The sequence below is a fragment of the Paraburkholderia phenazinium genome, assembly GCF_900141745.1.
In the GTDB taxonomy this organism is placed as follows: Bacteria; Pseudomonadota; Gammaproteobacteria; order Burkholderiales; family Burkholderiaceae; genus Paraburkholderia; species Paraburkholderia phenazinium_B.
Window position 1 is genome coordinate 844,234 of the sequence record NZ_FSRM01000001.1, and the last position, 23,435, is coordinate 867,668.

At 63.2% G+C, this 23,435-nt stretch carries 21 protein-coding genes and 1 pseudogene; 3 read left to right on the forward strand and 19 right to left on the reverse strand.

Annotated elements, in window-relative coordinates:
• The first annotated feature begins 137 nt into the window (after nucleotides 1-137).
• Nucleotides 138-1,160 (forward strand): fatty acid desaturase, encoded by a 1,023-nt coding sequence (locus BUS06_RS03970; RefSeq protein WP_083611342.1) that lies wholly within the window; start codon nucleotides 138-140, stop codon nucleotides 1,158-1,160.
• A gap of 63 nt (nucleotides 1,161-1,223) precedes the next feature.
• On the opposite strand, the gene BUS06_RS03975 is transcribed toward BUS06_RS03970, so the two are convergent.
• Nucleotides 1,224-1,409, reverse strand: coding sequence for a hypothetical protein (locus BUS06_RS03975; RefSeq protein ID WP_074263084.1), 186 nt, complete (start codon nucleotides 1,407-1,409; stop codon nucleotides 1,224-1,226).
• A gap of 618 nt (nucleotides 1,410-2,027) precedes the next feature.
• Here BUS06_RS03975 and BUS06_RS03980 point away from each other — a divergent pair.
• Together BUS06_RS03980 and BUS06_RS03985 are read left to right on the forward strand one after the other, a co-directional pair.
• Nucleotides 2,028-2,240, forward strand: a complete 213-nt coding sequence (locus tag BUS06_RS03980) for a hypothetical protein (RefSeq protein WP_074263085.1) — start codon at nucleotides 2,028-2,030, stop codon at nucleotides 2,238-2,240.
• Nucleotides 2,241-2,310: 70 nt separating this feature from the next.
• Nucleotides 2,311-3,339 carry a serine/threonine protein kinase gene (locus BUS06_RS03985; RefSeq protein ID WP_074263086.1) on the forward strand — a complete coding sequence of 343 codons (1,029 nt, stop codon included), beginning with the start codon at nucleotides 2,311-2,313 and terminating at the stop codon, nucleotides 3,337-3,339.
• A gap of 31 nt (nucleotides 3,340-3,370) precedes the next feature.
• On the opposite strand, the gene BUS06_RS38055 is transcribed toward BUS06_RS03985, so the two are convergent.
• The 18 genes and pseudogenes from BUS06_RS38055 to BUS06_RS04075 all read right to left on the reverse strand — a co-directional run bounded on the left by BUS06_RS38055 (nucleotide 3,371) and on the right by BUS06_RS04075 (nucleotide 23,173).
• Nucleotides 3,371-3,706 carry a helix-turn-helix domain-containing protein gene (locus BUS06_RS38055; protein WP_367946949.1) on the reverse strand — a complete coding sequence of 112 codons (336 nt, stop codon included), beginning with the start codon at nucleotides 3,704-3,706 and terminating at the stop codon, nucleotides 3,371-3,373.
• 49 nt (nucleotides 3,707-3,755) lie between these two features.
• Nucleotides 3,756-4,202: pseudogene (locus tag BUS06_RS38060) on the reverse strand (type II toxin-antitoxin system RelE/ParE family toxin); the annotation flags it as partial.
• A gap of 65 nt (nucleotides 4,203-4,267) precedes the next feature.
• Entirely contained in the window at nucleotides 4,268-5,290 is a 1,023-nt protein-coding gene (locus tag BUS06_RS04000) for an XdhC family protein (protein WP_074263087.1), read from the reverse strand.
• Nucleotides 5,263-5,835: an SRPBCC family protein gene (locus BUS06_RS04005; RefSeq protein ID WP_074263088.1), complete on the reverse strand. Its 573-nt coding sequence runs from the start codon at nucleotides 5,833-5,835 to the stop codon at nucleotides 5,263-5,265. Before BUS06_RS04005 ends, BUS06_RS04000 begins: the two co-directional genes overlap by 28 nt.
• Complete coding sequence (locus BUS06_RS04010; protein ID WP_074265902.1) at nucleotides 5,826-7,067, reverse strand: vWA domain-containing protein; 1,242 nt, start codon at nucleotides 7,065-7,067, stop codon at nucleotides 5,826-5,828. The genes BUS06_RS04005 and BUS06_RS04010 overlap by 10 nt, the downstream gene beginning before the upstream one ends.
• 5 nt (nucleotides 7,068-7,072) lie before the next feature.
• Nucleotides 7,073-7,960, reverse strand: a complete 888-nt coding sequence (locus tag BUS06_RS04015; RefSeq protein ID WP_074263089.1) for an AAA family ATPase — start codon at nucleotides 7,958-7,960, stop codon at nucleotides 7,073-7,075.
• Between the two features lie 28 nt (nucleotides 7,961-7,988).
• On the reverse strand, nucleotides 7,989-8,786 hold the full coding sequence (locus tag BUS06_RS04020; RefSeq protein ID WP_074263090.1) for an FAD binding domain-containing protein: 798 nt from the start codon (nucleotides 8,784-8,786) through the stop codon (nucleotides 7,989-7,991).
• Between the two features lie 15 nt (nucleotides 8,787-8,801).
• Nucleotides 8,802-11,183: a xanthine dehydrogenase family protein molybdopterin-binding subunit gene (locus BUS06_RS04025; RefSeq protein WP_074263091.1), complete on the reverse strand. Its 2,382-nt coding sequence runs from the start codon at nucleotides 11,181-11,183 to the stop codon at nucleotides 8,802-8,804.
• A 10-nt stretch (nucleotides 11,184-11,193) separates the two neighbouring features.
• Complete coding sequence (locus BUS06_RS04030) at nucleotides 11,194-11,700, reverse strand: (2Fe-2S)-binding protein (RefSeq protein ID WP_074263092.1); 507 nt, start codon at nucleotides 11,698-11,700, stop codon at nucleotides 11,194-11,196.
• 342 nt (nucleotides 11,701-12,042) lie between these two features.
• Nucleotides 12,043-13,449: a branched-chain amino acid transporter BcaP gene (locus BUS06_RS04035; RefSeq protein ID WP_074263093.1), complete on the reverse strand. Its 1,407-nt coding sequence runs from the start codon at nucleotides 13,447-13,449 to the stop codon at nucleotides 12,043-12,045.
• A 161-nt stretch (nucleotides 13,450-13,610) separates the two neighbouring features.
• Nucleotides 13,611-14,267 (reverse strand): response regulator transcription factor RqpR, encoded by a 657-nt coding sequence (rqpR, locus tag BUS06_RS04040; RefSeq protein ID WP_074265903.1) that lies wholly within the window; start codon nucleotides 14,265-14,267, stop codon nucleotides 13,611-13,613.
• 10 nt (nucleotides 14,268-14,277) lie between these two features.
• On the reverse strand, nucleotides 14,278-15,108 hold the full coding sequence (locus BUS06_RS04045) for a sensor histidine kinase (RefSeq protein ID WP_074263094.1): 831 nt from the start codon (nucleotides 15,106-15,108) through the stop codon (nucleotides 14,278-14,280).
• A 571-nt stretch (nucleotides 15,109-15,679) separates the two neighbouring features.
• Nucleotides 15,680-16,450, reverse strand: coding sequence for a ferredoxin--NADP reductase (locus tag BUS06_RS04050; RefSeq protein ID WP_074263095.1), 771 nt, complete (start codon nucleotides 16,448-16,450; stop codon nucleotides 15,680-15,682).
• 512 nt (nucleotides 16,451-16,962) lie between these two features.
• Nucleotides 16,963-17,922 carry an ABC transporter permease gene (locus BUS06_RS04055; RefSeq protein ID WP_074263096.1) on the reverse strand — a complete coding sequence of 320 codons (960 nt, stop codon included), beginning with the start codon at nucleotides 17,920-17,922 and terminating at the stop codon, nucleotides 16,963-16,965.
• 61 nt (nucleotides 17,923-17,983) lie between these two features.
• On the reverse strand, nucleotides 17,984-18,955 hold the full coding sequence (locus BUS06_RS04060; RefSeq protein WP_429287812.1) for an ABC transporter permease: 972 nt from the start codon (nucleotides 18,953-18,955) through the stop codon (nucleotides 17,984-17,986).
• Between the two features lie 37 nt (nucleotides 18,956-18,992).
• Nucleotides 18,993-20,621, reverse strand: a complete 1,629-nt coding sequence (locus tag BUS06_RS04065) for a sugar ABC transporter ATP-binding protein (protein ID WP_074263098.1) — start codon at nucleotides 20,619-20,621, stop codon at nucleotides 18,993-18,995.
• A 356-nt stretch (nucleotides 20,622-20,977) separates the two neighbouring features.
• Nucleotides 20,978-22,000 (reverse strand): ABC transporter substrate-binding protein, encoded by a 1,023-nt coding sequence (locus tag BUS06_RS04070; RefSeq protein WP_074263099.1) that lies wholly within the window; start codon nucleotides 21,998-22,000, stop codon nucleotides 20,978-20,980.
• A gap of 120 nt (nucleotides 22,001-22,120) precedes the next feature.
• Nucleotides 22,121-23,173, reverse strand: coding sequence for a LacI family DNA-binding transcriptional regulator (locus BUS06_RS04075; RefSeq protein ID WP_074263100.1), 1,053 nt, complete (start codon nucleotides 23,171-23,173; stop codon nucleotides 22,121-22,123).
• Nucleotides 23,174-23,435 lie beyond the last annotated feature (262 nt).

The following is a 23,435-nucleotide window of genomic DNA, read 5'->3' on the forward strand; positions in this document are numbered from 1 at the left end:
TCTGAAAGCCGCCGTAAGGCGGCTTTCCTTTATGGGCTTGGGCTTTCCGTTACGCGCTGTTACCCGGTGACACCGTTCTTCCCGCTGTCATACAGCACTGCTAAGGTCGCGGGCGATGTCGTCTCGACGGAGGGAAGATGGACCCAGGTGCGGTCGCCCAGGGCGGCCCGGCAACGCAATCCACGGCGCATGGACGACGCGCGTCCAAACGCGCTGCCATCGACGTACGTGCCAATCTCACGTTGCTGACGGTCGTGACGATCGCGACCGCGCTACAGCTATTTGCGCTTCCCGCGCTGCTGCGCGCATGGGGCATGCCGGCGCTGCTACTGATCGTGCCGCTGGTTGTGTTGACACCCACGCACTGGGGTTTGATTCACGAGGCGATTCATGGACAACTGTTTGCTGGACGGCGTCTGAACGAAGGTGTTGCACGTGCGCTGGCCATTGCGTTTGCGTTGCCGTTCGACGCGGTACGTTTCGGACACCTGATGCATCATCGCTTTACGCGTGAGCCTTTTGATCGCCCGGATGTGCTCGATCGCAGCCGTCCCGTCGCGGAAGTGTGGCCTTGCTGGGTGAGCTACTACGGACGTTTGCTCGGTGGGCTGTACGCAGGGGAACTGATGATCCCGCTGCTTGCATTCGCGCCCGCTAACGTCGCGCGTTCGCTCGTGGCTCGCGCTATCGGCTCGCAGGGACCGGTCGGCGTCGACGTACAGCGTCATTTCACCAGCTTCGCTACCGACCCCGCGCGACGCGCACGAATCCGTCGCGACTGGCTATTGACGCTCGGCTTGTTCGTGCTTGCTTTTTACCTGTACGGAACGTGGTGGCCGGTGCTGGCCTTGACGATGTATTTGCGCGGCGTGTGGCTCTCGCTGGCTGACAACCTGCCGCATCATGGTGTCGCGCTGGATCAGCCCGGGCGCTCGCGCAATTTCCGCGTGCCGTGTGGATGGCAAGGTGTGCTGATGAACCACCATCTGCATCGCCTGCATCATCAGCACCCGACGCTGCCGTGGACGGCTCTACCCGCACTCGATTCGCTCGAGCGCGCAGCAGGCAGCGAATCGGGCGGATCCAGCGACCCCGCCTATTTCCGTAGCGCGTTACGCCAGTTCAAGGGGCCGGGCGCGTTGGACGCGACCACGCGCTAAGCTGCCTCACCAGCTATCCGACTGCGGCTTGTTAAAGACTCCCAGGTGGATTCCCGGGCCGGGCTAGACGAGCGCTGGAAGCCCTTCTACTAGCAGTACCGCGACGCCCACGCCCAACAGGGCGCCAATCAAGCGGAAGACGTTGTGCCGAAATTCTGTCTTGCAGGGTAGCGCGCCGAGAAACAGGGCGCCGGCCAGTGCCATCGGAATGATCAGGATGAAATCGGCGATCGTAAAGTAGGTCGTCATGCTCGTCTCCTTGTATCTTCGCGCGGCCAGCGACGGTCTTTTTAGTTTGCTGTGGCTGTCACGCTTGTTTCGAGTATAGGCGACGGCTGAACTGCTGTCGGAGTTGTTTGTGGCACTGCAGCGGCGCTCCTGGCCGCACCGAAGGCTTGCCCAGCGGGGCTGAGCGCTTTCTGTCAAAGGACCATCGTGCAGCGCCGTATTATGGCGTTCGATTACATTGTCCTTTCTGTGAGCCCGCGAGTGGTCGTCAGGCTTCCTACTCACACTGTACTGCGGTTTCCTTGGGGTTCAGCCCAGGCAAGAACCCTGGGCCCATGTTTTTGATATATCAGTGCCGCAAGGTTTATGATGGCTCTTGATCATGCGGTACAGTGAGGCCATCGGCGCGGCGTTTTGCTGGAGTCGATGAGAGGAAAGCGCTGAAATGAAGGGTCATGTACCGCGAGTTTCCGCTTTTCCCTCACCCGCAAAACGGCAACAATGAGCTTCACCACCACCGCGTGCGACGCGGAGAAACTTAGGTGCGTGCGCAACGTGTTCGGCGAAGCGGCGCTTTTTATCATCACCTCGACCGGCACGATCCTCATATAGCCGGCTACGTGAGAACGGGGAAATATCATGCAAGTCGGTTCTATCGTCCGATCCGTGCATATCGCCGTGCCGCAGGGCGCGCGCGGAATCGTCATGCGCATTCTGGGCGACATGGCGATGGTGGCGTGGTATGCCGGCGAACCCGGCACTTCGCTGCAACTCAATACAGAACCCTTTTTCCTCGAAGACCTTATCGATACAGGCGAACTCGTGCGCCCAGCCAGTGCGCAGATGCACTGAACGCGGGTTGTAGCCCGCGCGTGTCGCTGCAACGCTCGTCTTTGACGACGGCGCGGCGCACAATGCGGGCATGAACTACGAACCTCACGATTCGCAGGACGATGCCTCCGGCACCGTGCCTTTCGCCCGGCTTAAGCCGGAGTGCGTGCTCGACGCTATCGACAGCGTGCTGAGCACGGTTGGCGTGCGCACCGATGGCCGCATGCTGCCGCTCAACAGCTACGAGAACCGCGTCTATCAGATCGGCGTCGAGGACGGCCCGCCCGTTGTCGCGAAGTTCTACCGGCCCGAGCGCTGGACCGACGAAGCGATTCTCGAAGAGCATGCGTTTGTGGCCGAACTGGTGGAGCGCGAGATTCCGGCGGTGCCCGCGCGCGTCTTCGAAGGCCGCACGCTGCACACGTTCGACGGTTTTCGCTTTTCGATCTTCGAGCGGCGAGGCGGTCGCGCCCCGGATCTCGACCGGCGCGATACGCTCGAATGGCTGGGCCGCTTTATCGGCCGCATCCACGCCGTGGGACAGACGCGGGATTACACCGCACGACCTACGCTCGACATTCAGACCTTCGGCTATGAGCCGCGCGATTTCCTGCTGTCGCAACGCTTCGTTCCCGACGATGTGCGCACGGCGTGGGAGACGGTGATCAACCTGGCGCTCGAAGGCGTGGAACAGGCATTCGAGCGAGCGGGCGAAATCCGCGCTTTGCGTATGCATGGCGACTGCCATCCGAGCAATGTGCTGTGGACCGATGCCGGTCCGCACTTCGTCGACTTCGACGATAGCCGCATGGGGCCGGCGGTACAGGATCTGTGGCTGTTGCTGCCGGGCGAGCGTGCGGAAGCGTCGCGCGCGCTCACCGATCTGCTGGCGGGATACGAAGACTTTTGCGAGTTCGAGCCGCGTGAGCTGTATCTGATCGAAGCGTTGCGCACGCTGCGGCTGATTCACTACCAGGCATGGCTGGCACGCCGCTGGGACGATCCCGCGTTTCCTGCGGCCTTTCCATGGTTCAACACGCAGCGCTACTGGGAAGACCGTATTCTCGAGATGCGTGAGCAGCTTGGCGCGATGCAGGAGGGGCCGCTCTGGCCGGTATAGCCGCCCGTCGGCCCGTGCGGACCGCGGCGGTTCAGGCCGCTGCGTCTTTCGACGTAGACGGTCCGCCCACCGAACTGATCTTCACATCGCGATCGGCAAAGCGAGCGATCAAAACCAGTTCACCGCCCAACGCATGGATATGATCACGCAGGGTGGAGACGTACATGTCCGTTCGCTGCTCGAGCTTTGCGACGCTCGGTTGCTTCACGTTCATCACGGTTGCCAGACCTTCCTGCGAAAAACCCATCGCACGACGCAATTCGGAGAGCGCCATTTCCGCGATCAGATCTTTGGTTGCCTGCTCCGATCGGGCACGCACTTCCGGTGACAGTTGCGCGCGCAGTTCTGCATACTTTCTCGCCATCATTGACTCCTTCTTGATCAAGTCGCGCCAGATGCGCGCCGTATAGGGCATCAGCACGCGGGATATTTATTGCGTACCAGCGATCCTTGCCGGTCTTGTCGCCACCGAGTAAAAGAATGCCGGTGCGCAGTGGGTCGAAGATGTACAGCACGCCGAAGGGCCTGCCTGCATGCTGGATTCTCAATTCGCGCATGCGGCTGTATTTCGAGCCCTTGACCTGGCTGCTGTGTGGGTAAGGCAAATGGGGTCCTACGTTTTCAAGCAATCCAATTGCATTGTCGACTGAACCTTGCTCTTTCTCTGTCAAACCGTCCCACCACGCACCGAACATGTCGGTGTATTCAACGTCCCACGCCATAAATATAGCCTCCATGGAATATTCCGTCAAAGGAATAATTGTCAATTTATGTGCACGGAACGCGGCGGCCGAAAGCGACGTCGCAACGACTTGCGCGACGAACGTTTCGTCCGGCCACGGACGAGCCGTGCATGAGGCCATGCTATGGATTTGCGGGTGGGATACCAGTCAGCCGAATGGCTAACGTTGAAGAGGATTGCGAACGACTACACGCTGCAAGCCGTTCCGCCGCTCGCAGCGATTTCCCGTGCGGCCTTCGCGCCCTCAACCTGCAGCAGCGTGGGCAGCGAAACGCCATTCTTGGCAGCCGTCACTTCGGCGAGAATCGATACGGCGATCTCCGGCGGCGTCCGGCTACCGATATAGATGCCCACCGGCCCGTGCAACCGGGCCAGTTCCGTATCGTTCAGATCGAACTCCTTGAGCCGTTCGCGGCGGGCCGCGTTGTTGCGCCGCGAGCCCAGTGCGCCGACGTAGAACGCGGGTGTTTTCAAGGCCTCCATGAGCGCGAGGTCGTCGAGCTTCGGATCGTGCGTCAGCGCAATGACAGCGCAACGTTCGTCGAGCTTCATCTCGAGCACTGTGTCGTCGGGCATTGTGCGGACGATCTTCGTGCCGGGTATATCCCATTCGTCGGTGTACTCTTCGCGCGGATCGCAGACGGTCACCTGATAGTCGAGCCCCACCGCAATGTGGCAGAGATAGCGCGACAATTGCCCCGCGCCGATTACCAGCATCCGGTAGCGTGGCCCGTGGATCGTCAACAGGCGCTCGCCGTCGAAGTCGACGCCATCTGTGGCCTGCGCGGGTCCGAGTTGTACCGCGCCGGTTGTCATATCGAGGCGTCGCGCGAGCAGCCGGCCGTTTTCCACCGAGTCGCACAATTCAGCGATCAGGCTTGCCTTGCTGAGCGGCTCAAGCACCAACTGGATCGTGCCGCCGCAAGGCAGTCCGAAGCGATGCGCTTCCTCCGCCGAGATGCCGTACTTAACCGCCTCAGGCACATTCTGTTCGATGCCGCGTTGCCGCACGCGTTCGATCAGGTCGTCCTCAATGCAGCCGCCCGACACCGATCCCACCACGAGGCCATCGTCGCGCACGGCGAGCATGGCGCCTTCAGGACGGGGCGAAGAGCCCCACGTTTTCACCACCGTCACCAGTAGCGCGCGATGTCCCTGTTCGAGCCAGCGTGCACTGGACTTCAGGACTTCGAGATCCACGCTGTCCATGATTTCTTCCTTTTCGTCTGATCTTCGCCGGATGCTGCATCGGCGTCGTCGTTTGATGCTGTGTCTGCGGCCGCTGCAGTTTCGGCTGCGGCGTCTCCGCCGCCGCCGCTCACCTGCGCGATGAACCGCTTGAAAAATTCGCCGGCCAGCTTGCGCGCGGCACCGTCGACGAGCCGTGAGCCGATTTGCGCCAGCTTGCCGCCGACCTGCGCGCTCGCGGTGTACGTCAGCTTCGTCGCCTCGGCGCCTTCGGATTCGAGCACGACGCGCGCGCTGCCTTTGCCGAAGCCCGCCACGCCGCCCTGACCCTCGAAGACGATGGTATACGTCTGCGGCGCGTCGATATCGGTCAGCAGCATACGCCCTTTGAAGCGAGCCTTCACGGGACCGACCGACGCGCTCATCGAGAGCGCAAACGCATTCTCGCCGTCTGCCTCGATGCTCTCGCAACCGGGAATCGACGCGCGCAGGACGGCGGTGTCGTTCAGCGCTTCCCACGTGCGTTGCTGCGAGATGGGTAGCGTATAGCTTTCGGTCAATTCCATTGCCTGACTCCTGCCTGGGTGCCGGCCGCATTAGTCGCGCGAGGTGTGCGCGTCAGCTGCGCCAGATCGCGACCAAACGCAGCCAGACTATCGAGATTATGAACCGGACGGTGCGCATCGACATGCGGAAGGATCGCCTGTATGCCGCGAGCTTTCGCAGAGAAGCCGCTGTATCGAAGTAACGGGTTGAGCCAGACGATGCGGTGGGCGAAGCGGTGCAGACGGGCCATTTCCGTGTCGAGCATGTCGATGGCCTCGTGGTCGAGACCGTCGGTGACGAGCAGCACAGTTGCCCTGCCGGTCAGCACGCGGCGTGCCCAGCGCCGGTTAAATTCGGCGAGCGCGGCGCCGATGCGCGTGCCGCCCGACCAGTCCAAGACCTGATCGGCAATTGTCGCGATCGCCACGTCGGGATCGCGCTCGCGCAGCGCACGCGTCGCGTTGGTGAGGCGTGTACCGAACAGGAACACCTGAAGCCGCTCGCGCGATTGCAACAACGCGTGACAAAAATACAGCACCGCGCGCGAGTACGCACTCATCGATCCGGAGATGTCCAGCAGCAGCACGAGCGGCGGTTTGCGCTCGACGACCGCGCGGTATTTCCACACCGTCCAGTCGCCACCCGAGCGTACCGCGTGGCGTGCGCTGGCGCGCAGGTCCGCATGGGTGCCGCGCGAGGCAGCCTTGAGGCGGCGAGTCGGTTCGGTGGCGAGCGGCAGACGGTGGGCGCGAATCACATGGCGCAGCGTGCGCCATTCGTCGGCGCTGAGGGTATCGAAGTCGCGGTGGCGCAGACGCTCCTCAGCGCTGAAGGTGACATGAGCGTGCAGTTCGCGCTGCTCGGTTTCGGATTTGGCGTGCGTGTTACGCGAGCCGGGCGGACGTGCGGCGAGCGCATCGGCGAGGCGGTTGTTGCGCTTGGGCGGCGGCAGGCCGTCGCGCACTTTGGGCAATAGCAGCGCGCGCAACTTGCCTTCCCAGTCGGGATCGCGCCAGAACAGATTGAAGGCGGCGTTGAAGGTTTCGCGTTCGTCGGGTGCGGAGACGAGCAGGGCGGCGAGCGCGGCGCGCACGTCATCGCGGCGCTCGAGGTCGACCCACTGCAAGGCGGCGATGGCGTCGACCGCCTGTGCGGGAGACATCGGCAGCCCCGCGCCGCGCAATACGCGCACGAAATGAACGACGTTGTGCGCGAGCGTGGGCGGCGGTCCATTATCAGGATTCCTGTTCATTGCCATTACCCCGGCACTGCCAGACACTTCGCTATCTGTGCCGCGTCGATCCGCGCCAGATCGTCCTGATACTTGAGCAACACGCCGAGCGTGTCCTGCACCGATTGCGGATCGAGTTCTGTGACGCTCAATGCGGCCAGCGCGCGGCACCAGTCGATTGTTTCCGCAATCCCCGGGGCCTTGAACAGGTCCATGCCGCGCAACTGATGCACGAAGTCGACCGCGCGCTTTTGCAGTTCCGCGCTGGTCTGCGGCGCGCGCGCGGCGACGATCGCCAGTTCGCGATCGCGCTCCGGATAGCCGATCCATTGATACAGGCAGCGGCGCTTCAACGCGTCGTGCACTTCGCGCGTGCGGTTCGAGGTCATCACGACGAGCGGCGGCTGCTCCGCGCGCACCGTGCCGTATTCCGGAATCGACACCTGAAAGTCCGACAGCAGTTCGAGCAGGAACGCTTCGAACGGTTCGTCGGCGCGGTCGATCTCGTCTATCAGCAGCACCCGGCGTGCACCGGGGTGCTGTTCGTCGGGCATCAGCGCCTGCAACAACGGACGCTTGAGCAGGAATTCGCTGCGATATAGCGTGTCGTTACCGGGGCGCTCGCCAGCGGCTTCGGCGAGCCTCAGCGCCATGATCTGACGCGGATAGTCCCACTCGTAGAGCGCGCTGGCCGTATCGAGCCCCTCGTAGCATTGCAGCCGCAACATCGACGTGCCGAGCAGACCAGCGGCGGCCTTGGCCAGTTCGGTTTTGCCGACCCCCGGCTCGCCTTCGACAAACAACGGCCGCTCCATGCGCAACGCAAGGAACAGCGCGGTCGCCAGTTCGCGGTTCGCGAAATAGCTTTGGGCGGCGAGCTGGGCGAGGGTGTCGTCGATTGAAGCGGGCTGCATGATTCTCCTGAGGGCGTACGCCCTCGCACTAACCGTTCGCTGTCGCCACCGCGCGCGCCGTCAGCACCGGAATCAGATGCGCCCGATACTCGGCGCTCGCGTGCATGTCGGTGTTCAGCTCATCCGCGGAGACCGTCACCGCTCGCGCCGCCGCTGGCGTGAAGTCCGCCGTGAGCGCGCTTTCCAGCTCGGCCGCGCGAAACACCGATGCCGCCGCGCCCGTCACTGCCACCCGCACGCCATCTGCGCGTTTTGCGACGAACACACCGACCAGCGCAAAGTGTGAAGCGGGATTGCGGAATTTCTCATAGGCGCTGCGTTCGGCTACGGGAAACTCGATCGCGGTGATCAGTTCGTCGGGCGCGAGCGCGGTCTCGTACATGCCGACAAAGAAGTCGTCAGCTGTGATGCGGCGCCGGTCAGTGACAATTGTCGCGCCCAACGCGAGCGTCGCAGCCGGATAGCACGCAGCCGGATCGTTGTTCGCGAGGGAACCGCCAATCGTCCCTAGCGCGCGCACCTGACGGTCGCCGATATGGCTGGCGAGGCTGGCGAGCCCCGGCAATACGCGCTGGATCTCGGCGTGTTCTGCGACATCCGCGTGGCAGACGGCAGCGCCTACGGTCACGGTGTTGGCGTCGACGCGAATCTCCTTGAGGGCGGCGATACGCGTGATGTCGATCAGTCTGGAGGGCTGTGCGAGGCGCAGACGCATCGTGGGCAGCAGACTCTGGCCGCCGGCGAGAAATTTGGCGTCGCTGTCACCGGCGAGCGCTGCGACCGCCGCTTTCGGATCGGCCGCACGTTGGTAGTCGAATGTGTACATGTCGGCTTGCTCCGGTCAGGGTTGTTGCGCAGCGTGGATGGCGGCCCACACGCGATGCGGCGTCGCGGGCATTTGCAGATCCGTCACGCCGAGCGGCGCGAGCGCATCGATGATCGCGTTGATCACCGCCGGCGGCGAGCCGATGGCTCCTGCTTCGCCACAGCCCTTCACGCCGAGCGGATTGTGCGTGCACGGCGTGCCCTTGGCGGTTTCCACTGTGAAGCTCGGCAAGTCGGAGGCGCGCGGCATTGCATAGTCCATATATGAACCCGTCAGCAACTGGCCGCTCTCGTTGTCATACACGCAGCGTTCGAGCATCGCCTGGCCGATCCCCTGACCCAGGCCACCGTGCACCTGTCCCTCCACGATCATCGGATTGATCACATTGCCGAAGTCGTCGACCGCAGTGAACTGCTGGATGCGGCACTCACCGGTGTCTGGATCGACCTCCACTTCGCAGATATAAGCACCAGCCGGATAGGTGAAATTGGTCGGATCGTAGAACGCGCTTTCGTCGAGGCCCGGTTCGAGCTTGTCGAGCGGATAGTTGTGCGGCACATATGCGGCGAGCGAGATATCGGCGAAGGCCTTGGTGCGGTCCGTGCCGGCGACGCGGAATATGCCGTCCTTGAACTCGATGTCTTCTGCCGCCGCTTCCAGCAGATGCGCCGCGATCTTTTTCGCTTTCGATTCGATCTTGTCGAGCGCTTTCATGATCGCGGAGCCGCCCACCGCAATCGAGCGAGAGCCGTACGTGCCCATGCCGAATGGAATACGGCCGGTGTCGCCGTGCACGATTTCGACGTTGTTCAATGGAATACCGAGCCGGTCCGCCACAACCTGGGCAAACGTCGTCTCATGCCCTTGACCGTGGCTATGCGAGCCGGTGAACACTGTTACCGAGCCGGTCGGGTGCACACGTACTTCACCCGCTTCGAACAACCCGGCCCGCGCGCCCAACGCGCCCGCGATGTTCGACGGTGCAAGTCCGCAGGCTTCGATGTAGCACGAGTAGCCGAGGCCACGCCGCTTGCCGTTTTGCTCCGAGGCCTGCTTGCGGGCTGCGAAACCCTTCACGTCAGCGAGTTCCAGCGCGCGGGCGAGGCAGGTTTCGTAATCGCCGGTGTCGTAGGTGAGGCCCACGGGCGTCGCATATGGGAACGAGCGAATGAAGTTGCGACGGCGGATTTCCGCTGGATCGAGATTCATCTCGCGCGCTGCGGTTTCGACAAGCCGCTCCACCACATACGTGGCTTCTGGACGTCCGGCGCCGCGGTAGGCATCGACGGGAACCGTGTTGGTGAAGACCGCCTTCACTTCGGCGTAGATCGCGGGCGTGGCGTACTGGCCGGCGAGCAGCGTCGCGTACAGGATGGTCGGCACGCTCGAGGCGAACGTCGACAGGTACGCACCCATGTTCGCAATGGTGTGCACGCGCATGGCGAGGAATTTGCCGTCGGCGTCCATCGCCAGTTCGGCTTTCGTCACGTGGTCGCGGCCGTGCGCATCGGATATGAAGGCCTCCGAACGTTCGGCCGTCCACTTCACCGGCCGGCGGATTTTCTTCGATGCCCACGTGAGCGCGACATCTTCGGCATACAGAAAGATCTTCGAGCCGAAGCCGCCGCCGACATCCGGCGCAATCACGCGCAATTTCGATTCGGGCAGCGATAGCACGAACGCGGCCATCAGCAGCCGCTCGACGTGCGGATTCTGGTTGGCCACATACACCGTGTAGCTGTCGTCCTGCGGCGACCAACTGGCGTTCACCGCACGCGGCTCGATGGCGTTCGGGATCAGGCGGTTGTTGACGATATCGAGCGTCGTCACGTGAGCGGCTTTCGCGAAGGCCGCGTCGGTGGCAGCCTTGTCGCCGTGGCCCCAGTTGTAGCAGACGTTGTCCGGCACTTCGTCGTGCACGGCCGGTTGACCCGGGTCAGCCGCGTGAGCGGTATCTACCGCGGCGGGCAGGACGTCGTAGTCCACTTCGATCAGCTCGGCCGCGTCTTTCGCCGCCTTCACCGAATCGGCGATCACTATCGCCACCTGGTCGCCGACGTGGCGTGCCTTGGTATGCGCAATCACCGGATGGGGCGGTTCGTGCATCGGAGTGCCGTCGACGCTGTGGATCAGCCAGCCGCAGGGCAGGCCGCCCACGTTGTCGGCGGCCATATCCGCGCCGGTGAACACCGCCACGACGCCCGGCGATTGTTTCGCCGCGGCCGTATCGATGCTTTTGATCCGCGCGTGCGCATGCGGCGAGCGCAGGAACACAGCGTAGGTTTGCTGGGGCAGGACGACATCGTCGGTGTACTGTCCATTGCCGGTCAGGAACCGGTAGTCTTCCTTGCGCTGGACGGAGGCGCCAATCAGCGGATGCGGGTCGGGTGCGTTCATCGTCGGCTCCTTAGGCGGTGACTTTGTCGGTCGCCAGACTGGCAGCGCCGGACTTCATGCCGGCGGCCCCTTCGAGCACGGCCTTGACGATGTTGTGATAGCCCGTACAGCGGCACAGGTTGCCGTCGAGCTGGGCGCGTACATCCGCTTCGGTGAGATCGGGTTGACATTGGACCAGCGAGGTCGCACTCATCACCATGCCCGGCGTACAGAAACCGCACTGCAAGCCGTGGCAGGCGCGGAAAGCGGTCTGCATGGGATGCAGCTCGCCGTCTTTGGCCAGTCCTTCGATGGTCGTGATCTCAGCGCCTTCAGCCTGCACGGCGAGGATATTGCACGATTTGATCGCGCGGCCGTTCAGATGAACCGTGCACGCGCCGCACTGGGCCGTGTCGCAGCCGATGTGCGTGCCGGTGAGCCGGAGTTGATCGCGCAGGAACTGGACAAGCAGGGTGTGAGGTTCGATTTCGGCGGTAACGGCTGTGCCGTTCACCGTCAGACTGATGCTGATCGCCATGAACTGTCTCCTTTGTCGATCAGAGCTAGCGCCGTAGTGCTTGCTTGCTCTGGTCTCATGCAACATGGTTGCGAGGGGGATCGAGACCGGCGCGGGCCCAAATTCACTACCTTCCGCCTGCCTGCTACGAGGGCTCGCTTCGGTTTGTGCTTTTTATGGTTCCAGCGAAAAGTAAAGCACAAATCGGACGGGCGTGCTATCGGGGGAAATCGTCCGGCGGCTGGCATGCGGCGTGTGCAAGGGCGGCAAAGCATAAAAAACGGCACACCGCGTGAGCAGGCGTGCCGTTTTCAGAAGGGTGAACGCCAGAGGCTTGCGTTCGCTGCTGCGGGGGGAGAGAGGCTAGTGGTCTTGCGTCCCGTGCGCGAGCTTCGAGTGCCGGCGTGAGTAACCGAAATAGATCGTCATGCCGATCAACAGCCAGATCACGAAGGCGACCCAGGTGACGAATTTCAGGTTCACCATCAGGAACAGGCACGACGCCACCGCAAGGATCGGCACCACCGGCACACCCGGGCAACGGAACGCACGCGGCAGTTGTGGATGCGTCTTGCGCAGGACCAGCACGGCGATCGACACCATCGAAAACGCCGCCAGCGTGCCGATATTGATCAGTTCCGCAAGCACGTTGAGCGGCACCAGAGCGCCGATCAAGCCGAAGAAAATGCCGACGAGCCAAGTGGTGAAGAACGGCGTCGCAAAACGCGGATGCAGGCGCGACAGCCTGGCCGGCAGAAGCCCGTCGCGCGACATCGCGAAGATCACGCGGGTCTGGCCGTAGGCCATCACCAGAATCACGGTCAGCATGCCGAGCACGGCGCCCAGATCGATAAAGCCGGCCACCCATTTTTCACCGGCCACCTGCAAGGCATATGACACCGGGTGCGAGATATTGGCGAACTGCGCCGACGGCATGATGCCCGTGACGACCGCTGCGACCGCGACGTACAGCACGGCACACACGCCGAGCGAGGCGATGATGCCCACCGGCAGGTCGCGTTTCGGATTCTTCACTTCTTCAGCCGCCGACGACACCGAGTCGAAGCCGATAAACGCAAAGAACATGACCGCCGCCGCACCGAACACGCCGTTCCAGCCGTTCGGCATGAACGGATGCCAGTTGGCGGGCGTGACATGGAACACGCCGACGCCGATCACCAGCAAGACCACGGTTACCTTGATCGCCACCATGATGTTGTTGATGCGCGCGGATTCGCGGATGCCGACCGACAGCAGCGCGGTGATAGCCATCATCACCAGAAAGGCGGGCAGATTGAAGAAGGTCGCGTGACCGGGCAGCGCGCCCGGCGCGGCCGACAGTGCAACCGGCAGCGCAATGCCGAAGCCCGACAGCAGCGACTGCAGATAACCCGACCAGCCCACGGACACCGCCGAGGTGGCCAGCCCGTATTCGAGCATCAGGTCCCAGCCGATGATCCACGCGGCCAGTTCGCCGAGCGTGGCGTACGAATAGGTATAGATCGAACCGGCGACCGGAATGGTGGACGCGAACTCGGCATAGGCGAGCGCCGCGAAGCCGCAGGCGATGGCCGCGATGATGAACGACAGCATCAGGGCCGGGCCGGCCTGCACGGCGCCGGTGCCGGTCAGCACGAAAATGCCGGTGCCGATGATCGCGCCGACACCGAGGAAAGTGAGGTCAAGTGCGCCGAGGGTTTTCTTCAGGCCGCCGCTTTTGCTGCTGGCGACGAGCATGTGCTCGACGCTTTTCTTGCGAAACAGGGACATTGGCGTGGGTTCTCCGGTAGTGCACGCGTCTTGCGCGCCGAATGTCGGGAAACCCGCGATTTTAGCGGATGCGCACCCCGATGCATTTTCGGGATGGCAGGCACGGCCTTGCGCCGTACCTCAAGCGTGTCTTATGTCCTTTGCGGTGCTCTTATGCCGCTTTATCCGGCCATGGCCGGATTGAGATCGACGAGCCGGTTGCTCATCACATAGAAGGTGAGTTCGGCGTTGTTGCGCAGCTTCATCTTCTCGAGCAGGCGCGTGCGGTACACGCTCACCGTCTTGACCGACAGCGACAGTGTGTTCGCAATGTCCGTCAGCCGCTTGCCCGAGGCGAGCATGCACAGCGTCTGGTATTCGCGGTCGGAAAGCTTTTCGTGCGGCAACTGCTCGCCGTCGAACGAAACGTAGTCGGCGAGCGCCTCGGCCATCGCCGGGCTGACATACTTGCGGCCGGCCGCCACCTGCTGGATTGCGCCGATCATCTGCGCGGCGTCGACCGTCTTCGACAGATACCCGGCCGCTCCAGCCTTCAGCGCGCGGACCGCATACTGGTCCTCGCGATACATCGAAAACATCAGTACCGCCGCGCGGGGCGCCTTGCGTTTGATGCGCTTGAGCACTTCGACGCCATTCATGTCCGGCAGCGAGATGTCGAGCAGGATCACGTCGTACACATGCTTTGCCGCGGCGATGAGGGCCTCGGCGCCGGTTTCGGCCTCAGCCACATCGCTCGCGACGCCGCGGTCCATTAATAGTTGACGCACGCCTTGACGGACGACGGCATGGTCGTCCACGAGCAGGATACGCAGGCTCATGTTGGCGCGCTCACGAAGAAAGCGCGGCGGCGCGGGCCGCACGGCGTTCGATGCACGCCGCGTCGGCGAGCATGGCATTCCATGCGAAACGCGCGCGCACCGTGGTGCCGCGCGCTTGCGTGGCGCGCTCGCTGCGGCGGGCGCTGATCTGCACGCTGCCGTCGAACGCCGCGCAACGGGCGCGCATGCCGGCGAGGCCGAAATGGCCCTGGCGCGTACGGGCGCGCGGCGCGAGGCCGACGCCGTCGTCGCTGACGACGAGCGTCAGATGGCGACGGCTGGCTTCGATGCGGACGTCCGCAGCGCTGGCCCGCGCGTGCTTGGCAATATTGTTCAAGGCTTCCTGGGCGACCCGGAAAATCGCCAGCGCGGCGTCCGCCGGCAAGCGCGTGAGCCGCACGTCGGCAGCGCAGACGAAGCTGGTGCGCAGCTGGGTCCGCACGGCGAAGTCGCCGGCCCATTGCGAAAGTGCATTGACGATGCCCGCGTCGAGCGCGGGCGCATGAAGCTCAGCAACTGCCTGATGAGCGGCCTCGCAGACCGTATCGAGCGAGCGGCCGGCTACCTTGAGCGCGGCGACGCACTGCGGCGGCGCATCGGCAGGCAGCCAGGTTTCGATGCCGGCGAGCGCAAAACGCGTCGCGGTCAGTTCAGCGCCGACGCTGTCGTGCAGTTCGCGCGCCACGCGTTGGCAAGCGGCTTCCTGGGCGTGGATCAGTTCAGCGGACAGTTCGCGCACGCGGGCGCGCAGACTCGCGATCTCACGCTCGGCGCTGCTTTCCTCGCGGGCCATCAAAGGCGGGACATGCGCAGTGATCGGTACGACAGTCGACGTATCCATGACTCTCCCGCTCAGGATGCCTCTGGCACAGCAAACCGGGTGCGCATCGACGGCGCGAAGACGAGGGAACGCATGCGAATCTCTGGCCTTGTGATGTGCCCGCAACGCGTGGCCGCGACAGACAATTCGCGACAGTGTAGCGTAACGAAATTTACATTCGGTTACATATCGGATGTAACCCTGGTGGGCGCTACAGCAACCCATGATGCGCCGCGATCATATCTCAAAAAAAAAGAAAAGGAGTAGATAGAACAAGGGCTAGCGTGGGTTTTTTGCCCCAGGACTTTAACGCGCTTGACATGTCGATATGCATTTTGCACGTAGGAAAAAGGCTGACACGCCAGGTGAAGGCCGCTGTAGGATTTGTAACCGGCCGCGGTTGGCAGAGTTCTACCTGGTATGTGAGATTTTGGCAGTCACTGCGAGGGGCGTCGGGCGCCAGGAAGACGTGAAAAGTATCCGGATCCGCTAGCGCCAAAAAGCAAAAACCGGAGCGCGAAGGCTCCGGTTTCTTGAGGCTCAACCTAGTTGCGGTGAGCGGGGTGGCTTACGGCAGCTCTGGCCGCAGTGCTTAGCCCACGAACGCCTTTTCCACGACGTAGTGGCCCGGCGCGTTGTTGCTGCCTTCCTGGAAGCCCGCGTCGTCGAGCAGCTTGCGCGTGTCGCGCAGCATGTGCGGGCTGCCGCACAGCATGACACGGTCGTTTTCCAGCGAGAAGCCGGGCACGCCGAGGTCGGCGAACAGCTTTTCGGTTTCGATCAGTTCTGTGATCCGGCCGCGGTTCTGGAACGCCTCACGCGTGACGGTGGGGTAATACAGCAGCTTTTCCTGTACCAGTTCGCCGAGGTGCTCGTGCGCCGGCAGGTGATCCGTGATGTATTCCTTGTACGCCAGTTCGTCGACGAAACGGCAGGTGTGCGTGAGCACGACGCGCTCGTAGCGGTCGTAGATGTCCGGATCTTTGATGATCGACATGAACGGCGCGAGGCCCGTACCCGTGGACAGCAGCCACAGCGTCTTGCCCGGCAGCAGGTTATCCGCCATCAGCGTGCCGACCGGCTTCTTGCCGATCAGGACCTGGTCGCCCACCTTCAGATGCTGCAGGCGCGACGTGAGCGGGCCGTCCTGAACCTTGATGCTCAGGAATTCGAGGTGCTCTTCGTAGTTCGCGCTCGCGAGACTGTAGGCGCGGATCAGCGGCTTGCCGTCGACTTCGAGGCCGACCATCGTGAACTGGCCGTTTTCGAAACGGAACGACGGGTCGCGCGTGCAGGTGAAACTGAACAGCGTATCGGTCCAGTGATGGACGCTCAGGACGGTTTGTTGATTCAGGTTGCTCATGGCTTCTTGGATAGTGCGAAAACAAAAACGGCCAGACGAATAACCGGCCGGCACGGCAAGGGCGATGCTGCGCTAACCCTGTGGTTGACCGATTGCTTAAGGAAAAAATAATGCGCAATCCGCTATTTTACCGCGCTCGCAGTCCGCGGGTGGCGGCACGGTGGCTCTAGCGGTTGCCGGACTTGCGGCTCCGGCGTCGTAACGGCACGCGGCGAAGCACGTCGGCGGGGATACAGCCGGGGTTCAGCAGCGGTACGGCGAGGGGCGAAACTCGCGTGGGGCGATCGCCGTCCGGTGACCGGATCGCGGGCCGGCAGGCGCGCGTCCTGACAACAATTTTTGGGATGATACAGAAACCCGTCGCGCAGTGCAGCATTGACCCTGCTGCCGAAACTGGCAAAAGGTGAGGGAAATCAATGGAAAGGGCGTGGAATCGACGCTAAAGCGAGGGAAGTCATGCCTGGGCGCGGGCGTGGCGGACGGCGGGGCATCCGCCGCCGTCCGAGCCTTGTTCAAGCCGTTACAGCTGCGCGTTTGCGACCGCGCTGCTTCAGCACACGAGCCTGCATGACGATCACCAGCAGCAGGAACACGCCACGAATCACAGATTGCCAGTACGCCGAGAGGCTGATGAAGCCGAGCCCGTTTTCGAAGTTGAGCAGGTTGAACACCAGCCCGAGCAGCAGCACACCGGCAATCGTCATCGCAATCGAGCCTTCGCCGCCGGTCAGCAGCGTGCCGCCCAGCACTACGGCGGAGATCGCGAACAGCTCCCAGCCGACTCCTTCATTCGGCTGCCCGGCGCCGAACTGCGCCGCGAGTATCACGCCCGCCATACCCGCCAGCAAGCCGCTCACCGCATAAGCCGTCACCAGTGTGCGGTCCACGTTCAGCCCCATCAGGCGTGCAGCTTCCTCGCTACCGCCGATGGCGAGCGAATGCCGCCCGAAGCGCGTGCTGCGCAGCGCGAGCCACCCGGCCACCGCCGCGACGAGCGCGACAATACCGGGAATCGGCATGCCGAACAGGTCGCCCTGGCCGAAATTGCCAAAATTCGAATCGGCGGCAATCGACACGGCGTCGTTCTTGCCGAGCAGCAGCGCGACGCCGTGTGCGCCAAGACTGGTGGCGAGCGTCGTGATAAACGGCAGGATCTTCAGACGCGTGATGATGATGCCGTTCACCACACCCACGATCAGCCCCGCCACAGAACCGGCGAGCACGGCGACCCAGCCGCCATAGGGGCTGATGAGCGCGGCCACGATGCTGGACATCGCCGCCACGGTGCCCACCGAGAGGTCGATGCCGCCCGTGATGATGACGAACGCCATGCCGACCGAAATCAGCGCAAACATCGAGTTGTAGCGCCAGAACGAATTGATGTTGTACGCCGAGCCGAAGTGTTCGTAGCGCACGAGCCCGAGCACCACGAGTGCGACGAGCGCGAGCAGGATGGGGAGATTCTTTTTCATCGCGTCGAGTCCGAAGTCTTTGTGAGCGCGCGCAGCGGGGTCGGCATGGTGGGAGTGGCTTTCAGCGCGAGCGCCGTTGCACGTACACGGCCGCAATGATGATGGCCGCCTTGACGACCAGCGCCGCTGCGTCGGGAATGCCATGCGCGAGCAGGGTGTAGCGCAGCAACTGGATGATCAGCGCGCCGATCAGCGTGCCGCCGATATACGCCTTGCCGCCCGTCAATGCGGTACCGCCGACCGCGACGGCGGCGATGGCATCGAGCTCAATGCCCAGGCCGACCACGTTCGCATCCGAGGACGAATTCACCGAGATCGAAATCAGTCCCGCCAGACCTGCCAGCGCAGCGCATATCGTGTAGGCGATCAGCTTGACGCGCGAAGTCGGTATGCCGCACAGGTACGCAGCCTTTTCGTTGCCGCCGGTGATGAGCAGGTACTGGCCGAACAACGTTTTGCGCACGACCCAGACAAACAGCGCGACCAGCGCGAACATCAGCAGCACCTGGAACGGCACGCCGCCCACCTTGCCAAGCGCGATCCATTGGAACGCGGGGTTGTCGAACGCCTGCAGGCTGCCGTCGGTCACCACCTGGGCGATGCCGCGCCCGGCAATGAACAGCACCAGCGTGGCGACAATCGGCTGGACAGAGAGCCTCGTCACCAGCAGCCCGTTGAACACCCCGCAGGCCGCTGCGGCGATAACCGGCAGCACAAACGCTAGCGCAATGCCGCCGGGCCCCGGGATATTCATGAACAGCATCGGCGCGAGCGCACCGGAAATCGCCATCGACGCGCCCACCGAGAGGTCGATGCCGCCTGTGGCCACCACCAGCGTCATGCCGATGCCGACGATCACGATCGTCACCACCTGGGTCAGGTTGACGTTGAACGTCTGCAGCGACCAGAAGTGCTGTGTGAACAGCAGGTTGAAGACCAGCATGGCCAGCAGCACGATGACTTCGCGCTGGATGGTCAGACGGTGGCGTTTCTTCGCGCGTTCCTGCGCGGCGCCGTCCGTGGTGGCGAGCAGGGCCGGCGAGGTTTCCTGACCTAACGACTTCAGCGACTTAAGCGCCATGACGGTCGCCCTCCAGCGCGTCTTCAATGTGGGCAGAGTGGGCGGCTTCGACGAGTTGCGACGAGCCGTCGCTGCCCCAGGCAATGGCGTCCATGATGCTGCTTTCGCTCATCTGCGCGCCGTTCAGTTCGGCGACCGTGCGACCGTCGCGGATCACGACGGCGCGGTCGGCCACGGCGGTCAGTTCTTCCAGTTCCGAGGCCGACAGCAGCACCGCAAGGCCGGCGTCGCGCAGTTCGCGCACGATCTTCGCGACATCCGCCTTGGCGCCGACGTCGATGCCGCGGGTCGGCTCGTCGAGCAGCAGCAGCGACGGTTCGGCGGCGAGCCAGCGCGCGAGCAACACCTTTTGCTGATTGCCGCCGGACAGCTCGCGGATCGGCTGATCCGGCGAACGTAGCTTGATGCCGAGCGAGGCAATGAAACGCTCGACAATCGCCTGCTGTTTTTTGACATCCACGATGCCGTGTTTCGCGAGCGTGCGTAGACAGACAAGCGTGAGGTTGTCGCGCACCGACAGTTCGGGGACGATGCCGTCGCCTTTGCGGTCTTCTGTGAGGTAGGCGAGGCCACGGGCGATTGCATCCTGCGGCGACTTCAGCGTGACGGTTTCGCCACCCAGGGAGAGCGTGCCTTGCTCGAGCGGATCGGCACCGAACATCAGCCGCATCGTCTCCGTGCGGCCCGAACCGAGCAGGCCGGCGAGGCCCACGGCTTCGCCGGCGTGCACTTCGAGCGAGACGTCGCTGACTTTCGGATGGGCGCTCAGGTTGTGCGCCGCCATGACCCGTGCGCCGCGGCGCGCGAGGTTGGCCTCACGCGCCGTGGCATCTTCCTGAACGACGGCGGCCAGCGTGCGGCCGAGCATCGTCGTCACGAGCTGCAGCTTGTCCATCTCGGCCATCGTGCTTTGTGCGACGGTTTGGCCATCGCGCATCACCGTGACGCGGTCGCACAACGCGTAGAGTTCATCGAGCCGGTGCGACACGAAAATCACCGCACGGCCATCGTCGCGCAGCTTGCGCACCACGGTGAACAGCAATTCCACTTCGCGTTCGTCGAGCGACGAGGTGGATTCGTCCATGATCACCATCTTCGCGTCGGACGACACCGCGCGAGCAAGCGCAACCATCTGCTGAATGGCGGTCGAATAGGTGCGCACGGGTTTCTTCACATCGATCTGCAAACCGAACGATTCGAGCAGTGCAGCGGCGCGCTGCTGCACCGCGCGCCAGTCGATCAGACCGAAGCGGCGCGGCTCACGACCCAGAAATATGTTCTCGGCCACCGAGCGGAACGGCACCAGATTGATCTCCTGATAGATCGTGCTGATGCCCGCTTCGCGCGCTTCCTTCGGCGTGCGGAAATCGATCTCGCGGCCTTCGAAACGCACCGTTCCACCGCCTCGCCGGTAGGCGCCGGTGAGGATCTTGATCATGGTGGATTTACCGGCGCCGTTCTGGCCGATCAGCGCGTGCACTTCACCTGCGGCGACGCTCAGATTCGCGTTGCGCAAGGCGGGCACGCCGCCGAAACTGATCTGGATGTCCTGCATCTCCAGCAGCGGCGAACGTCCGGCGCTGGGAGACGGCGGCGTAGGGCTGCCGGATTGCGTCACGTCAATTCTCCTGCTGCAGATACTGTACGGCGGGCGGCGGCGCGGCTCGTGCCACCTTCCCATAGTAGTCCGTAAGACAAAGCGAAGCGACAGCCCGTCGTGGCACGGGCACGTCGCTCCGAACCCTTCCCGTCCCCCTCGGAGACGTAAGAGGGACGTACTGCAGTGCGCTCCCGGCCCTAAAGGTGACCGCCTTCGGAGTTAGGAGCCTTCAGGTGTTCCGTGAACCCCAAAAGGGGACCACCTCTGGGATCGGAACACCCTGTCCGGTGCCGGACTCTGGGTGCGCCGGACCATCGGCGTTGCCTGTCAGGTACGACACTCCCGATCAGGCGTGCAGACGGCCCGGGCCTGCATCAATAGCCGTACTGCATGTTCTGCTGCACGTTGCTCTTGTCGTAGAAGCGGTCCGAGACCTTGACCCAGGTCGGGATCTTTTCGCCCTTGGCGAATTTCTGCGCGACGTCGCAGGCCAACGGGCCGAAGAACGGGCTCGACTGCACGCTTGCACCGAGTTCGCCCGCTGCGATGGCATCCATGCCGCCCTTGGTGCCGTCGATCGTCACGATCTGGATATCCTTGCCTGGCTGCTTGCCAGCGGCCTTGATCGCCGCAATCGCGCCAAGTGCCATTTCGTCGTTATGCGCGTAGACCGCAGTCACGTCCGGATGGGCTTGCAGCAAGGTTTCCATGACCTGGCGGCCCTTGTCACGCGAGAAATCGCCGTCCTGCGAGGCAATGATCTGCATGTCCGGATGCTTGGCGATCACGTCGTCGAAGCCCTTCTTGCGATCGTTGGCCGCGGAGGCGCCCGTTGTGCCTTCGAGTTCGATGATCTTGGCCTTGCCGTTGGTGGCCTTCACCAGCCAGTCGGCGGCGCGCTGGCCCTGATTGATAAAGTCGGAGCCGATGAATGTGATGTAGTCCTGGCCCGGCTTGGCGACCGAGTGATCGACGTCACGGTCCACCAGAATCACCGGAATGCCGGCTTTCTTGGCTTGCAGGACGACTGGCGAGAGCGGCTTTTCTTCACGCGGCGGGAACACCAGCAGATCGACGTGCTGCGCGATCATGTTCTGGATGTCCGAGACCTGCTTGGCGTTCGAGCCGTTGGCGTCGGTGACGACCAGCTGCCAGCCGCACTTGGCGGCGGTGTCCTTCATGCTCTTGGTTTCCGCGAGACGCCACGGATTGTTGCTTTCGGTCTGGGCGAAGCCGACCTTCAGCGGAGTCTTGTTGGGGATCTTGGGCAGGGCATCGTCGGCGTGTGCCGTCGCGACGCCAAAGCCGAGTGCCAGTGCCACAAGGGATGCAGCCAGTGGGGATGCGGTCAGTTGATGAACCCGTTGTCCGCGCGATTGCCGTTTGAGCGATGCCATGTCTTCCTCCAGTACCTGGTGAGGTAGGTGTGTATTTGCTTTTTGTGCTTCTCCTGCCGATCGGCACTTGCGCGCCCCGTGACCGGACGTGCCGATTATTCCACTCGGAATTATTATCGGTCAATCACTAATAATATTAATTATGGGTGATTTTGCCTCGGTAATTACCCTCACTGAGGCGCGTTCGACGAGCGGGCCGTCGAGCTTCACCATGCGGTGCCGCACCGGTGCGCCGGCCGCACGGTTCTGTTCCTCCTGCAGCAGGGTTTCGACTGCCCAGCGGCCCAGCTCGTAGTTCGGCAGCACCACGGTCGAGAGCGGTGGGTGCGTGTGGCGGGCAATTTCCTGGTCGTCGTAGCCGAGCACGGAAACGTCTTCCGGGACTCGCAGCCCTAGCTGCTTGATGGCCTCGATCGCACCGAGCGCGGTCAGGTCGTTGGCGCAGAAGATCGCCGTCGGCGGATTCGTCTCGCGCATCAGCGAGAGCGTGTGTTCGAAGCCGAGACCCGAACTCCAGTCGCCGTCGCGCACGAGTTCAGGGGCGAACGGCAGGTCGGCGGTGGCGAGCGCGGTGCGATAGCCTTTCTGGCGGTCTTTCGACGCGTCCTGCCAGGGTTCGCCGTTGATGTAGGCGATGCGCCGGTGGCCGGCATTCAGCAGGTACTCGGTGGCGATATGGCCGCCCGCGACTTCCGCTGGCACCACCGACGACTGGCCGCCCTCGCTCGTGTAGCAGTTGAGCAGCACGGTCGGCACGCGCGAGAGCGCGGCGGGCAGCGTCACCTTGCGCGTGTAGACCGTTGCATAGATCACGCCGAACAGTTGTGGGTTCGACAGCGTGGTTTCGAGCACCTGCTGCTCGACGTCCGCGTTCCCGTGAGTCGAGTAGACCGCCAGCATCTTGCCGCTCGCGTAGGCCGCGTCGCGGGCGCCGTCGATATTGACGACCGGATGCGGACTCGTCGAGATTTCATCGGCGAGATAGACGATCAGGTTGCGTTCGTCCTTGGAGGCAAAAACCGGTTCGCGCGGCGAGAGCCGGTAGCCGAGATCGTGGGCCGCCTTCAGTACCTTGTTGCGGGTGGTCTCGGAGAATTTCGCGCCGGTCGCGTTGTTCAGGACGAGCGAAACCGTCGACTGCGACACGCCAGTGAGTTTGGCGATGTCGGTCATCGTGGGACGGCGTTGAGTCGATTTTTTCATTGTGCGGGCCGTCCGGCAACGGCGGCTAAAGCAGGAATGCCCTCGGGCATGATCGTGATGACGGTACCACTAATAATATGTGGGCGGCAACGCGCAAAAACCCGTCATTTGGGAAGTCTGGGAAGGCGTCTTATTGCCTTCCGTGTGAATAGAATATTACTAATAATATTGACCTGAGGCGCGTAGCGTGCGATTCTCGGTCGCGCGGGCCCCGTGAGCGGACGTGGGTCGC

What these genes read in the sequence shown, in the direction of transcription:
- BUS06_RS03970 (WP_083611342.1), top strand. Translation starts at nt 138, where the DNA reads ATGGACCCAGGTGCGGTCGCCCAGGGCGGCCCGGCAACGCAATCCACG.
- BUS06_RS03975 (WP_074263084.1), bottom strand. Translation starts at nt 1,409, where the DNA reads ATGACGACCTACTTTACGATCGCCGATTTCATCCTGATCATTCCGATG.
- BUS06_RS03980 (WP_074263085.1), top strand. Translation starts at nt 2,028, where the DNA reads ATGCAAGTCGGTTCTATCGTCCGATCCGTGCATATCGCCGTGCCGCAG.
- BUS06_RS03985 (WP_074263086.1), top strand. Translation starts at nt 2,311, where the DNA reads ATGAACTACGAACCTCACGATTCGCAGGACGATGCCTCCGGCACCGTG.
- BUS06_RS38055 (WP_367946949.1), bottom strand. Translation starts at nt 3,706, where the DNA reads ATGATGGCGAGAAAGTATGCAGAACTGCGCGCGCAACTGTCACCGGAA.
- BUS06_RS04000 (WP_074263087.1), bottom strand. Translation starts at nt 5,290, where the DNA reads ATGGACAGCGTGGATCTCGAAGTCCTGAAGTCCAGTGCACGCTGGCTC.
- BUS06_RS04005 (WP_074263088.1), bottom strand. Translation starts at nt 5,835, where the DNA reads ATGGAATTGACCGAAAGCTATACGCTACCCATCTCGCAGCAACGCACG.
- BUS06_RS04010 (WP_074265902.1), bottom strand. Translation starts at nt 7,067, where the DNA reads ATGAACAGGAATCCTGATAATGGACCGCCGCCCACGCTCGCGCACAAC.
- BUS06_RS04015 (WP_074263089.1), bottom strand. Translation starts at nt 7,960, where the DNA reads ATGCAGCCCGCTTCAATCGACGACACCCTCGCCCAGCTCGCCGCCCAA.
- BUS06_RS04020 (WP_074263090.1), bottom strand. Translation starts at nt 8,786, where the DNA reads ATGTACACATTCGACTACCAACGTGCGGCCGATCCGAAAGCGGCGGTC.
- BUS06_RS04025 (WP_074263091.1), bottom strand. Translation starts at nt 11,183, where the DNA reads ATGAACGCACCCGACCCGCATCCGCTGATTGGCGCCTCCGTCCAGCGC.
- BUS06_RS04030 (WP_074263092.1), bottom strand. Translation starts at nt 11,700, where the DNA reads ATGGCGATCAGCATCAGTCTGACGGTGAACGGCACAGCCGTTACCGCC.
- BUS06_RS04035 (WP_074263093.1), bottom strand. Translation starts at nt 13,449, where the DNA reads ATGTCCCTGTTTCGCAAGAAAAGCGTCGAGCACATGCTCGTCGCCAGC.
- rqpR (WP_074265903.1), bottom strand. Translation starts at nt 14,267, where the DNA reads ATGAGCCTGCGTATCCTGCTCGTGGACGACCATGCCGTCGTCCGTCAA.
- BUS06_RS04045 (WP_074263094.1), bottom strand. Translation starts at nt 15,108, where the DNA reads ATGGATACGTCGACTGTCGTACCGATCACTGCGCATGTCCCGCCTTTG.
- BUS06_RS04050 (WP_074263095.1), bottom strand. Translation starts at nt 16,450, where the DNA reads ATGAGCAACCTGAATCAACAAACCGTCCTGAGCGTCCATCACTGGACC.
- BUS06_RS04055 (WP_074263096.1), bottom strand. Translation starts at nt 17,922, where the DNA reads ATGAAAAAGAATCTCCCCATCCTGCTCGCGCTCGTCGCACTCGTGGTG.
- BUS06_RS04070 (WP_074263099.1), bottom strand. Translation starts at nt 22,000, where the DNA reads ATGGCATCGCTCAAACGGCAATCGCGCGGACAACGGGTTCATCAACTG.
- BUS06_RS04075 (WP_074263100.1), bottom strand. Translation starts at nt 23,173, where the DNA reads ATGACCGACATCGCCAAACTCACTGGCGTGTCGCAGTCGACGGTTTCG.